This is a genomic window from Enorma timonensis (assembly GCF_000321165.1).
Taxonomy (GTDB): Bacteria; Actinomycetota; Coriobacteriia; order Coriobacteriales; family Coriobacteriaceae; genus Enorma.
The window spans coordinates 41,473-55,445 of the sequence record NZ_CAPF01000022.1; the positions used below are offsets into that span (position 1 = coordinate 41,473).

Consider the following 13,973-nt stretch of genomic DNA (forward strand, 5'->3'; position numbering starts at 1 on the left):
TTAATTGATGAGAGCGAAGGATGCATATGTCGAAAATTGCGCTGAGCATTATTGTCCCCTGCTACAAGGTCGAGCAATATCTCCCTGCCTGCCTGGATTCTCTTATGAATCAAACGCTAAAAAATATTGAAATTCTCTGCATTAATGATGGGTCTCCTGATTCGTGCATCGACATCCTCCATAGATATGAACAAGAATACCCAGGCAAAATTGTCATCATCGACAAAAAAAATGAAGGTGTTTGGCGCGGAAGATTTGACGGGATATGCCTTGCCCGTGGCGAGTACATTGGCTTTGTTGATAGCGACGATACTGTAGCACCTGATTTTGCCGAAACACTATATCGAACCGCTAAGGATAATAATGCGGATATTTCCGTCTGTGGATTTCAGCGAGTAGACTTGAAAACAGGAAAGACCCTTACGCATGAGATGTGCACAGAGCGACCGAGCTTTAATGTCGTTGAAGAGCCGGGGAGACTAATCGAGCTGAACGGCGCCCCCTGGAACAAAACATTTAGGGCATCGTTGCTCAAGAACATGCGTAATCTTGAAGAGCCACCCTCCGTTCTTGATGATCTCATTTTTCACCTTCTGGTCTATTTAGATTGCAAAGGGACTATCGTTTTTTCACCCAAGCCTCTTATAAATTATATGGTTCGCGAGGGATCAATTATCAATACTGTGAGATCAGAGCAGGTTGACTCCATCTTCAATGCCTTTTCTGCAGTCGCTGAGTATTACAACGAAGCGGGTGTGAATGAAAAAGCAGAAGAGGCGCTGAGTTCGATTGCCTTCCTTCACCTCGGCGTGTCGTTGCTATTTCGACTGTCTTATGATCCGTCAGCCAATCTCGGAGCGTATATAACGCAATGTACTAAATATCTCAATAAGACCTTCCCTTCCTGGAAGCATTCGTCATACACGGGGCTATGCTATGCTTTAAAAGAGGGCGGAGCTTTTCTGAAGCTTTGGGTTGCCCGCCTGTTTTATAGGGCTCATCTCATGCGCCCATTCCTTGCTATCTACCGATTTGTTATCGATAAAATGCATTTCGATATCAAATGGTAAGGCACAACCCCATTGGATATATTCTTGAGCATCTTTCAAGAGTCAGGCGTCTTGCCGAGCAACGCATTCGACATGGCGCCTGACTTTTTCTGTTTCAGCTGTAAAAGTGAACGTTGTATTATTGCGAAATCATCTCGTTAATCATTACCAAAATGGATTCACCGTATCCCACTCCAGGAACCGCCCAACGGCCATCGAGATCCTCCAACTTAGGCGCAATGCCACGCTCTATCAAATCAAAGCGCGGATCTACGCATGTAGCATTAAGCGGCGCAGTGGATGCATAAGCTTTGAGATGCTGTGCTTGTGCTAGCAAGCCAGTGTACACATCACCAAATGATGCGCCGGACACTCCATCGCCCGTCGATCCAAGGCCGCCGAAATTGCACTGTTCGGGCTTCACCGCGCCGCCAAATTGTAACCAGCCAGTTTCTTTCATCGCCTGGCAGAAGAGAACGTCTGCTCTTACACCCTCAGCGTTCGCAGCATTCTCAACTAAGTTGCAAAATTCTGTAAGGGTGGGAGCTCCCTTATCGGAATAAACAGAAGCTGGATAATCGTATCCTGAACTCTGAAAATATGAAACCATTTGACTAACCGAGGCGAGCGAGTGTCCCATTATGTCTGATGGCGTTCTAAATGCCGTTTCGGTTGAACCCGGTGCATCGCTCCCCTTTTTAACCAATTTAATCTGAACAGCCTCAATACCAAAACCAAACCCTTGCGTTCCAGCACGTTCACCGTTCTTCGCCCAGTCTAGCCATCCAATCTCAGAAGAATGAACGCGGTAGTATACGTCGTACTCATCTGCCACGTCACCCTCGAGTTCGATGCACAACGCTTCAATCTGCCTGCCTTGCCCCACGGTTCCCGCATACACTCCCTGGGAAACGTCAACAGGGTCAACCCACCCCAAATCCTGAATATGAGCAGAAATCTTTACTGTCCCATCAATGCTCGGCACATACGCCTCAATTGCCTGAACCGAGTGGCTTTGACCCGTTGTGCCCGCCATTGCGCCGTCGCCCACAAAACTTTGCCAACCAATCTCTGCGACATGGACTCGGTAAGAAATGCTCGCCGATATGAATGGTTCATCCGTCTTGCCAGGTGCCTTCGTTGTCCCATCCTCTTCTTTCTTTACCAAATCAATCTGTATTGCCTGAATGCCGTAACCCAAGCCTTCGGAACCGGCGCTCTCTCCATTTTTTGCCCAATCAAGCCATCCCACTTCTGCTGAATGCACGCGATAGTAGACATCATAATTATCCGCCATATCGTCAGTTAGCCTGATTTGAATAGCCTCGATCTGCTTTGATTGGCCGGTACTCCCTGCTTGGCCAGTAGTCCAATCCTGCCAACCATCAGAGGTATAAAATACGCGCGTCTGAATAGCGCCCGGCTCATCAGCATCTTGATTCGATAGAGATACGTTCAAAGCTTCCACTGACAGCCCGCGACCAGTGGTACCCGCAGTGGCACCACCAGATACGTTGTTCTGCCACCCAAGTTCCGCTACGTGAGCGCGATACACGACGTTCGTAGGCTTCTTTCTAAATACGTCCGTAGTTGCAATTCCCGGATTCGCTGGGAGCGTATCCTCCCCTTTTTTCTGAAGGACAATCTGTATAGCCTCGATTCCTAAGGAATACCCTTCAGTACCTGCAGGCTCTCCGTTTTTAGCCCAATTCATCCAGCCGATTTCGGAAACATGAACGCGATAGTAGATGTCATAGAAATCAGCTACAGAGCCCGATAGTGAAATTTTCACAGCCTCGAGTTCTTTTTTCTCACCCGTCGTTCCTGCAATGGCACCACTTGCGACCGCACCGCGCCAACCATAATCTTGACAATGAGCCTCGATAGAAACGTCGCTATCGGTGTTTGCATACTTGCCTAAATCAAGATTGAGCACCAGCGCTTCCATGCACCTTCCCTGCGCCGTAGTACCAGCAATCGCACCGCTGTTTACAGCACCCTGCCATCCCACCTCCTGGACGTGAGCCCGGTAAGTTACAACAGGCTCGGCGGTAGCCTTATCGCGGAAAGCATCCGATGTAGATCCTGGTGCGTCAGCGCCCTTTGCGACCACCACAACCTCTATAGCTTGAGCGTCGTATCCATAACCGATGGTGCCGGCACTTCCACCGTTCTTCGCCCAACCTAGCCAACCAACCTCGGCTGAATGGACGCGATAGTAGATATCATAATTTTGCTCAGCGTCACCAGTCAATTGAATCTGAACTGCCTGGATAGCAGTGCTCTTGCCCGTGGTACCGCTTTCTGCACCATCCTTTACCCAGTCCTGCCAAGACCCGTTAACATAAGAACGATATTCAACGCCTCCTGAAGATGCAGCATTATTTAATAGATTGAGTTTAAATGCCTCGAGATTCTTACTTTTACCAGTCGTACCCGCCACTTTGTGGTCGTATACGATATCCTCCCAGCCGAGATCTGAAACATGAGCCTGCACTTCAACTGATGCCTGCGCACGCGCCACAGCATCTTTGCCCAAGTTATACTGTTGCGCAATGCCCGTCGCGTCGGCCACGCCCAAATCACGCTGACGATTCGCAAGGTAATTTGCATCACTCGAATTAGAAATAAAAGCATGCTCAACAATGATGGCAGGAATACCATACTTTCGGCAGTTCCTAATTACGCCATAGTAGTCCGTTCTGCTTCCATCCGGATATACTGGGTCTCCTCCATCAGCTGGATAATCTTTAAATTTAACACCGCGGTTGTACAGCCCAAGCGAGGAAAGCTGAGCCAGGATCTTGTTGCCCAAGTCGGTTCCAATGGTATGGGCATCGCTATTATAGGAGCTGCTATTAGGTGCCCAGACCTCAGCTCCATTAGCGCTCGCGGTGGCAGAATTACAATGTACACTAATGAAGACATCTGCGCCAATTGCTTTGGCACGATCGGCGCGCGCCTGCAGGCTCACTTCTTCATTTTCAGACCTTGTGAGATAGGCAGTAACCCCAGTGTATGAATCCAGCTCATTTTTTAGATTCTGGGAAATCCCCCAATTCACCGTGGCCTCCTGCAAGCCATTGCCCACGGCGCCAACATCGCCGCCTCCGTGTCCGGGGTCAATAGCAACGATGAGATAGTCTTCGCGCGTGGTAGATACAGTAGAACGAGACCGTGCGCCGGAAACACTTGGAGCAGTGGCATTATCTTTGCTTTCTTGAACACCTGAGGCATCAGCGATTTCTATAGCATCATCGACGGATGCAGCCGACTTGAGCTCACCGTTTTCTCCGATGGTCATCGCTGTCACGCCACCTTCGGTTCCGCTCTCGTTCAGCGCGTTAGCAACATCTGCAGTAACAACTTCAAATGAATAATCGTTATTCTCGTTTGCATCATCCGAGAAATTAATCACATAGCTCGTGTCAACATTCTGCAGGGTTAAGGTAACGTCAGAAATTGAGTACACATCCGCCTGGCCGTCCTCAGAAAACTCAATCTCAAACAGAGCGGCATCGTCGATAACTTTTGATGAATTCACAGTGATTAATTCATGCTGTGTACTGCGTAGTGAGATTTGCGCAGCAGAAAGACTGTCACAAAGTCCGTTAAATCCAATAACTATATACTGCGTGTCTCCAATCGCGAGCACACTTTGATCGACATAAACATAGGCTACCGAAGAAATGTCCATCTCTTCCGGCTGCGGTGCAGAGACCTCGTCCATTTCGCCAGCATCGTCCAAAGCCGAAGAAGTGTCCTGATCGGTCTGGTCAATTGCCTCTTGCTCAGAGGAATCCGCCACCAAGCTATCTGGAGCATCCTCGGTTGAAACGATTTCATCAGGAAGAGAACCCATCTGCTCGCTCGATGATATCGAAGACGAACCTGCAACCTCAGATGTTGGCGCGGTTCCCGTAGACTCAGCATAAACAACAAAGGGCTGCAAAACGGGCGTAAACGCCAGTAGGGCGGCTAAACAAATTGCTAATACGCGTTTTCTCAACATCTCTTTTTCCACCGTTCACTAAGTTGCCATTCAAATCAACTTTATCTAAGTCTAACGAAAAGACTTCACTCACATCTTCGATAGTACATGAGCGAAAAGAAAAGGAGCTATTGACTTTCGCCAATAGCCCCTCTCGTCATCATCCTTTCAACTCATTAAGGAAATGGTCGAACTACTGCTAGCACCGGAACGAGCGGCGCGATGGATCCGATAGTACGAACCCGAGGAGGAGTCGCCTCAATAATAGAATTGTTGCCGATATAAATAGCAACGTGTCCACTATAGAGAACCAGGTCGCCACGTTGAATCTGTGAGATATCAACATGCATAAAACGACTGTTACTACGCATGTCGTTAGCATAGTGGTCATGTCCCGGAGTATAATAATGATCCCAGGGATTCATTGGGCTCAAATCCATCCCCGTAGCATAAAGGGCTTGCATAACCAATCCGGCGCAATCAACACCGACTCCAGGTGCGCAAGCGTAGTCCCATTTATATGGCGTACCCATATATTCCATGGCACGAGTAATCATGGCATTGATGCATTGCTCGCGCGTCGCGTTGTAAGGAATGCGAGACTCAGTTCGATAGCCAAACTGATTGACACCCAGATTCTTTATATTCACGGATCTGTGAGAAACCTTGTAATATGAACCCGGCGTTTGGTACCCAATATATGGAAGAGACGATAGGCTGGGGTAATATGAGCCCGCTGTTGAACCCGGCGGCGTAGCTCCCTTGCGAACAATCACCACCTGAATTGCCTGAACTGCCAAGCTACATGATGTAGTGCCTGCAATGTCTCCATTTTTGGCCCATCCAAGCCAGCCGAATTCGTCAATATGTACCCGATAGTAGATGTCGAAATATGTATTCAGCTCACCGGTCAAACGTATCTTAATCGCTTCGACACGCCTACCTTGGCTAGTGGTACCCGCAATAGCTCCATTAGAAACTTCTGACTGCCAGCCTAAATCCTGCACATGAGCCGCATATGAGATGCCTCCACTTAGAGCGTCAACGTCTTCGGAGGAAACGTCAGAAATCGTGAATGCCTCCAACTGAAGACCTTGACCCGTCGTACCCGCAACAGCATTCGAGCCAACAGGTCCTCGCCACCCAAGCTCCGCCACGTGAACATTGACAGATAGCGAAGGCATTTGGATATATGAAGGCACGCTAGAAGATGGAACATCCTCACTTCCCTTTTTGACTAACTTAACCTGGACGGCCTCGGCCTGCAAGCTCAAACCACTTGTACCGGCAACTTCCCCGTTCTTAGCCCAACCAAGCCAACCGTATTCTGCCGAATGCACGCGATAATATATATCGTATTCATTTGCAATATCCCCGCTAAGTTTGAACTGGAGCGCCTGGATAGCAAGATTTCTATCGATCGTTCCTGCGAACTGATCGCCAGAAACATATTGTTGCCAACCATCTTCCGCCACATGGGCGCGCACCTGAACGAAACCGGAAACCGGCCCGTCCAGATGAACACGAAGAGCCTGGAGCGAATAACCCATACCAGTTGTTCCGGCGGTCTCCCCGTCTGTAACAGGCGCCAGCCAACTCACCTCAGCGCTGTGAGCTTGAACGACAAGGCTCGGGGAAGAATCCTGCAATACAAGATATGCGTCTTCCGTGCCTCCCGGGGCGGCAGCCCCTTTCTCTACAAGTGTAACTTGAACAGCACGAAGTGTAACGGATGCGCCCTCTGCGCCGGCGGGGTCACCGTTGCAAGCCCATCCGAGCCATCCTCGGTTTCCCTCATAAACACGGTACCATACGTCGTACTTATCTGAAAGATTCCCTATCAGCTGCATCCTGACAGCCTTCAATGGCAGCCCGTCGCTAGACTGAGCAGTCTGATTCCCCTCGGACGTCCACTCGGAAGGCCAGCTTGTCTCACCTGTTTTTGCCTGATACTGGATTGAACCTTCCGTAAGCTTATTATTCACAAAGACGGAAATGGAATGGAGCTGAGAGGTTCCATTTGGGTCTCCGAGAATCGTCGTTTCGCCTTGTGATGACTGTACCTTTGCCCCAGCAAGGGACATAGCAATACCCTGCACAGATTCGGTTGCGCCGATATAAGAATCACCATTATCGACTAGCTCATCGGATCCTTTTGGAAGAAGTCTGATCTCGATTGCCTGAATACCGTAACCCAAACCCGTTGTTCCAGCTGTTTTACCGTTGCAAGCCCAACCAAGCCAGCCGACTTCAGCAGAGTGCACGCGATACCAAATATCATATTGTTGTGCCGCTTCATCGGACAAGCACATCTGCACGGCCTCGAGTTGCTTATGCTGACCTGTAGTGCCCGCTTGATTGGTCGTCCACCCCTGCCATCCAAAGTCCTCAACATGTGCACGCATTTGAATAGAGCCAGAATGGCCGAACCAAGACAGCGATGCTCGTATAGCCTCTATTGATAGAGAACGACCGGTGGTACCCGCCATTAGACCATCCTCGACCGATGTCTGCCATCCAATCTCCTGCACATGAGCAGCATATACGACGCTCGCCGGATCATCAGCGCGGTCTTCAAAAGCCTGATCTATCGACTGACCAGACATGTTTGAGGGAACCTCCCCCTTTGGCAACACGGTAATTTGAATCGCTTCGACTGCATGACCGTACCCTACCGTGCCGGCATTTTGGCCGTCACAAGCCCATGTCATCCATCCAATTTCTGCCACGTGAACGCGATACCAGACAGAATACTTCTCACTCAAGTTGTCGGATAGCTTCATCCTAACAGCTTCAATTCGCTTGCTCTGTCCCGTAGTTCCGGCAAGACCACCGTTTCCTACCCACAGGTCATTAGATGGCCAGCCTATATCCTGCACATGAACCTGAATCTGCACGGCATCTTCTGGAGCGTTTGCTATAGAAACCCTGAGAGCCTCCACGTTTTTACTGTTTCCAGTGGTGCCCGCAGTCTCCCCGTCAGAGACCTCCTCTTGCCAGCCGATATCCTGCACATGGGTCTGATATGTCAAAACTGGAAGTTCATCTTCTGTTTCTCCGTCTAAAGGGATGGAATCGAGACTTTCTTGATCATCTATATTTTGGGTGGAGTCATTAAAATCAGAATACGAATTCCCTTCAACTTCTTCAAAAGCGCCTGGTCCATCAGCCAGAGACATGTCGCCCACATCTTGATCCATCGCGTTCTCCGCGCTGGAAGCATCCTCGTCTCCTTGGGAATTCACAGATGAATCTTCGTCTTGCGCTACATTCAGACCGCCTGATTCACCCTGTATGTCAAGCTGTGATTCCAGTGCATACAAAGAGACCGGCTGAAGAAACAAATAGGAGGGCAAGATCACCGTGAGTAGAAACGCTATGATTCGTCTTACTTTCATAACATCCGCCCCAATCATTCGATCCAGCACGTCGGGAGCTCGCGCATTCATATATTATGATAGCCATGGCGCGTTGGCCTTCAAATGAATTAACTGATTCGATTCCACGTCTTGCCTGTTCACTTACGCAACTATCCCCTACCCTGAAAATGCTCCAGCCAATTCCCCAACCTCCTGCTCCCCATCCCATCGCCTTTTTTGTCAGAGCTTCATTTGATGAAGTTTCATCTCACCGAGTATAATGTTCCCATGGATGATAAGCAGACTGGGCAGTGAATTAACTGCGCTGTTCTGCAATATAACTAACAGGGGCACCCTGAAAATCGAAGCATCACAATTTGATTGGCGAAGAGGATATTGGCCATGTCTGGAAACGCGAACCTTATCAAGGCGGACATATATCCAGATGAGCTCTGCGAGCAGGCAGCATGCATTGGCACGTCATTCTCCAATAGAATCGCCGCCGTTTTCATTGGCGTCGCGCTGTTCGGCATGGTATTTCTCTCTGCCACGATGAGCTATGCATGCAAGGCTGAATTTCCGCTCCCGAACTGGGCGCTCCTTCTACTCGCCCTTCTTATCCTTCTTCTGTTTATCAAATTCTCAGCAGGAAGAGCCGGGATGTGGTTCTCAAGAGCAGTTGACCGGAATCCGACACGCACCGACATACTGATCGCCGCAGCCTGCATCGTGCTATTGCTTCTTCAAGTGTTCGCCTGTCGCCGCTACGCCTTCGTTACGGGCTGGGACTCAGGGATTATTACCAATGACGCCCTAGCAATAGTGAATAGCGGCGATTTCGCTAATGTTAGCTATTACTCCATGTATCCCAACAATCTCTTCCTGCTGTGGATTGCTGTCCAATGCGGGAAGATCGCCCAATTGCTTGGAGCCGCATCTCCTTTGGGCATTGTTCTGGTCTTCTCGGCTCTGAACTGCGTTGCCTGCGCGCTCTCGCTTTGGTTCCTGTATCGTACGATGTCCCTGTTGTTTTCGCGCGCTTGGGGAGTTGTCGCTTGGATCACCGGAGTCTTAGTGATCTGGACCTCTCCATGGGCGGGAATTCTGTATTCAGACGCCATTGTCGTTTGTGTTCCCATCATGTTGTCCTATTTGTTTATTCGCTCTCGGAAGTCCTCGGGGCGCAAATTCGTCGCATGGCTGTTCTTGTTGGGTTTTGTGGGTATTCTTGGATACAAAATCAAACCACAGGTTGTCTTTGTTCTTTTTGCTGTGGCCGCGCTCCTACTTGTGGAATTCGCCTTCGAAGCTGTCGAGGCGCTTAAAAGCAGGGAAGCGCGCCTTTGCATTGAGCCCGCGAGCCGCATCGTCGCCCTCGTAGTAGGCTGTATCACTGCGCTCGCACTGGTTAGCGCTATCACAGCGCCCTGGTCTTCCCTCCTTGATCAGGATAACCAATTCGGGATCCCGCACTTTCTTATGATGGGACTGAATCCAGAGACCCGAGGTGTTTACTCCTTAGCCGATGTGGAGTTTTCCGCGTCCTTCGCCGACGTACAGTCTCGAACTGCAGGAAACATTCAAATTGCCACAGAAAGGGTTTCCGATTATGGGTTCTTAGGTCTGCTCTCGCTGCTTGGCGATAAGCTCATGACCAACTTCAACGACGGCACCTTCGCCTGGAGCGTTGAGGGGAATTTCTTCGCGTTTCTCCCTACAGATGCCGCAGGAGGCATTACGGGGTTGATCCGCTCCTTCTATTATCCGGACGGATCGCATTACAACCTTTGGAGAACGTACGCGCAGTTCATCTGGATAGCCGTGCTTGTTTGCTGCTTTGTCGGTCTCCTCGCGGGTGCAACGCATCGTGCAAAACAAAAGGACGGTGCCCAAAGGAACCTTTCCTCCGACTTCTCCCTGGTTGTTTCGCTCGCGCTTTTGATGCTTATCGTGTTCGAGCTAATCTTCGAAGCGCGGGCTCGATACCTCTATTCCTCGGTAACGCTGTTCATAGTTATGGCTGTTATCGGCATTCGCTGGCTTACGCAGCGCACCCGCGCGATGAAGACTCATAAAGCGCACGGCGCAAAGCCGCGGTACCGGAAAGCAAGGGTATGCGGGGACGCTGTGCCGCATCGCCTTTGCTAGCAGAAGAGGGATCATAGCCATTCCGGTCGATCCATCAATACATCCATCAGCTCCCAATCGCATTGCTCATCGAGCCACATTGAGACGTGCGGATCGATCGCATCGAGAAGCTCCCACATATCGCGATATCGATTTGGAACTTGGACGCCAAGCAAGCTGTCCCAATGGCAAACGCGATTGCGCAGAGAGGCGATTCTCGTTATACGAGAACCCACATATCCGCGAGGAGACTGTTTGCCACGCAGGCGCTTTGTCTTTGGGAGGTTGGGAAAGGCGTTCTGCAGGACCTCTTTCCAGAGCGCAGCGCATCTGATGTCCTGCCTCTTTAATGCATGCCACGAATTTAATTTGTTTGCATCTGCTGGCGGATTTGCAGAAATCGCTGAGGGATTGCCGAAAAAGTTGCGCCACGTCCCGAAAGATGTATTGGCGATTATATCGTCATGGGTAACGGGTCGTCCGGCAACATTCTGCTGCGCCCTGCGCCTCCAGCTTTCGCGGTGCACCAGCACGTCAAGCGATGGCTCGCAGCCAAATGCGCTTGCATCGGTCCATGCACCGTCATGCCCTTGCGACCGCCACCAATCACTCAGCGCGCAATCGATTGCGTTCCTCAACACAACCTCTGTGATGCTCAGCGGCTTCATGAGCGCTTGGTTGAGCGAAAGCCCCCATTCATAAGCGTTCAAGCTATTTGCGTCGCTTACGCCTGGTGCATGATATCTGGCAATGCGCGCGCTATCTAAGGTGTTTAGGATATGGTTTACAGGGGGTTATTGGTAGCATAGCAACTGCACCCCGTGGTAAACTTCAGCTAAGACGGTCGACAGACCGCGTTCGATAGACTGCGCCCAGCTAACCGCTGGGCGCAGTTGGTTTACATAGCCGAGCAGATATCGTCTAGCAGTTTTGTACTGCCGCCACACCTTGAACGGATAGCTCGACTTTTTATTATAAGCCCCCCACCACAACACATATCATCTAGGTTCTATAAATCCGATTTCTCGAAACCCTTTGCTCGAAACTCTTGGCTACCGGAGCCCTCCGTCTGAATTTGCTCACTGAATCAAAATCACCCCTTGCGCTCCTGGGCGTTGTACCGTAATATATCTACCTGCACGCGGCTTTGGCTGAGTGCGATGCCACTGGGATGTCGTCTAATGGCAGGACAGCGGATTCTGGTTCCGTCAATGGGGGTTCGACTCCCTCCATCCCAGCCATAATGGCCCGTTCGTCTAGCGGTTTAGGACGCCGCCCTCTCAAGGCGGAGATCACCAGTTCGAATCTGGTACGGGCTACCAAGAACGGTAACCCGGATTGCCCAACGCAATCCGGGTTTTTGCTTAGCTAGAGATGCAGCGGGCGGCATCGGAGTGCGAGTTCGCCCCGATATTTCTTACTAGAATGTAGAGCACGCAACGCAAAAACCCGCGCCGACCAGTCACCCACCTGCCCACATCCGATCCAAACACCAAAAGGGCCGCCACCGATCAACCCGGTAGCGGCCCTTCCCTCGCCTATGCATTGCGCGCGCCGCGCACACTCGCGCGATCCAGAAACCTATTCGTCCTGCTCGCCGCGCTCGGCATCGCCCTTTTTGAGGCGGCGCTTGCCCGCGTACACGAACGTCGCACCGAAGCACGCCGCGCTCGCGCTGGCGAACGTCGTGAGCATGATGAGGTCAGACGTCTGGGGCATCACGCCGTTCGGATGCGCGTCGGCGGTGGCCACCCCGCTATCGTCGCTCGTGCGAGCGGCGCTATCGTCCGTATCCTTGGGATCGGTGGACGTCTCATCGGTCTTGCCGTCCGCCTGATCCTCGTCCTCGGTCTGCTCGCCCTTGTCGCCCGTCTCGGACTCGGTCGTGACGTCATCCTTGCCAGCATCGTCGATAGCGTCATCGGACTCCGTCTTATCGCCAGAGCCTGCATTCTCGTCGTCCTCGCTCGGCACGTCGTTCGTGATGCCGCCGTTCGCGGCGGGCGGCGCGGGGCTCGGCTTCGGCGTAGTGTCGTTCACATTATCGGAATCGGAACCGTCGCCCGAGGTGTCACCAGCGTCGCCAGCCTCGTCATCAGCGGGCTCGTCGATCACGTCGCCGGGCGCCTCATCGCCCGAGCCGCTGTCGGCCTCAGGCTCGTCAGTCACAGACCCGTCCCCGGCGCCCTGCTGCGCATCGTCGCCCGGCGTGCCAGAACCTTCATCCTCGGGGGTGTCAATCACCGCGTCATCCTGGTCGGTCGAACCCTGATCGCCCGAATCGGGAGTCGTCGTATCCCCCGGTTGCTCCGGCTCAGGATCCGGCTGCACCTCGGCAGCCGCTTCGTCCTCGGCGATGTACTTCAGGCAATCCGCGAGCTCGTTGCGGTAGCGATCCGCCCAACCCTTGTAGTACTCCGTCTGCGAGCTGTGGTTCCGGATGTTATCGATCATCTCCCGCGCAAGCGCGGTCACGAACTCGCGGTCGGTCATGTCGTTCGAAAGGTTGGCCGCCAGGAGAACACCGCGGACGCCGCCCGTGCCCCACATGTTCGAGAGGCCCCACACCATGCCCTTCACGCAATCCGAGCGACCGGACATGTCGATGCCCTGGCTCGCGAGCCAGCGCTCGGTGGGCACGTAATAGCTGTTGTACGCGTAGGAATCCTGTAGCGCGGAGAACCCGGCCGGATCCGCATCGTACGCCGCGTACCAGGCATCCTGCACGAGCTGGCCGAGCGCGGTGAGCTTGCCGGCGCTGTAGTCGTACATCGGTACCGCGCTGCTCGACACCTCGCCCGCCCGCGCGAGCACGTCCTTGAACATGGCGTACTTCACCGGGTCGTAGTTGTAGACGGCGGTCATAAAGTCGATGAGCGAGTAACGGCGGTCGAACTGGTAGTAGCCGAGCGCGTTGTACCCGTCGCCGTAGCTGAAGCCCTGGCGGTAGTTGCCATGGCTCTCGTACTTGGTGAAGTACTTCATCTCCTCCGAGACGTACACGGACGAGAGGTTCGAGGAACGCGCCGACGATGCCGAACGTGTGGCTGCGGAAGCGGCCGACTCCTCGTAGAAATCCGCTTTGTCGTATGCAACGGCGGGATCGTCCGAATCGGCGAACGCCGTGCTGGCGACGACGGGCGCGCATGCGAGCGCGAACGCGAGGCCGGCGGTGATAATAGCGCGACGGGGTCTCATGGGCCCTCCTTGTCTGCGGCTCATTCGAGCGGCTACGGTTACGATTCATTTGCGACAGGCGCAAAGAAGGCAGTTTCAGTATTGCAGCGCCCGCGGGGGCATACAAGCGATTCACACCGAGTCCGCCGAATTCAATTAAGGTTCGAGTTGAGCTTGAACGGGTTTCGAGGCGTTTTTGCGGGAAGCGACCGCGCGGTTTGGGCGATTGCGCCGCCGAATCGAGCCCACTGCATCCCAAAGTGAGCGAAA

The 13,973-nt window shown here is 52.3% G+C and carries 6 protein-coding genes and 2 tRNA genes; 4 read left to right on the top strand and 4 right to left on the bottom strand.

What is annotated here, in order from left to right; genetic code table 11:
* The first annotated feature begins 26 nt into the window (after positions 1 to 26).
* Positions 27 to 1,070, top strand: a complete 1,044-nt coding sequence (locus BN423_RS11115; RefSeq protein WP_074431652.1) for a glycosyltransferase — start codon at positions 27 to 29, stop codon at positions 1,068 to 1,070.
* 118 nt (positions 1,071 to 1,188) lie between these two features.
* Here the strand turns inward: BN423_RS11115 and BN423_RS11120 are convergent, their stop codons facing one another.
* Both BN423_RS11120 and BN423_RS11520 read right to left on the bottom strand, forming a co-directional pair.
* Positions 1,189 to 5,073 (bottom strand): N-acetylmuramoyl-L-alanine amidase, encoded by a 3,885-nt coding sequence (locus BN423_RS11120; protein ID WP_154820281.1) that lies wholly within the window; start codon positions 5,071 to 5,073, stop codon positions 1,189 to 1,191.
* A gap of 143 nt (positions 5,074 to 5,216) precedes the next feature.
* Positions 5,217 to 8,438 (bottom strand): NlpC/P60 family protein, encoded by a 3,222-nt coding sequence (locus BN423_RS11520; RefSeq protein ID WP_187367797.1) that lies wholly within the window; start codon positions 8,436 to 8,438, stop codon positions 5,217 to 5,219.
* Positions 8,439 to 8,801: 363 nt separating this feature from the next.
* Between BN423_RS11520 and BN423_RS02760 the strand changes: the two genes are divergently transcribed.
* Entirely contained in the window at positions 8,802 to 10,547 is a 1,746-nt protein-coding gene (locus tag BN423_RS02760) for a glycosyltransferase family protein (protein ID WP_019238746.1), read from the top strand.
* 11 nt (positions 10,548 to 10,558) lie between these two features.
* Here BN423_RS02760 and BN423_RS11525 read toward each other — a convergent pair whose 3' ends face one another.
* Positions 10,559 to 11,236, bottom strand: a complete 678-nt coding sequence (locus BN423_RS11525) for a hypothetical protein (protein WP_154820283.1) — start codon at positions 11,234 to 11,236, stop codon at positions 10,559 to 10,561.
* Positions 11,237 to 11,693: 457 nt separating this feature from the next.
* Here BN423_RS11525 and BN423_RS02765 point away from each other — a divergent pair.
* Together BN423_RS02765 and BN423_RS02770 are read left to right on the top strand one after the other, a co-directional pair.
* A tRNA-Gln gene (locus tag BN423_RS02765) sits at positions 11,694 to 11,767 on the top strand.
* Between the two features lie 4 nt (positions 11,768 to 11,771).
* A tRNA-Glu gene (locus BN423_RS02770) sits at positions 11,772 to 11,848 on the top strand.
* Positions 11,849 to 12,107: 259 nt separating this feature from the next.
* Here BN423_RS02770 and BN423_RS02775 read toward each other — a convergent pair.
* Complete coding sequence (locus tag BN423_RS02775) at positions 12,108 to 13,724, bottom strand: VgrG-related protein (protein ID WP_019238747.1); 1,617 nt, start codon at positions 13,722 to 13,724, stop codon at positions 12,108 to 12,110.
* Between the last annotated feature and the right edge of the window lie 249 nt (positions 13,725 to 13,973).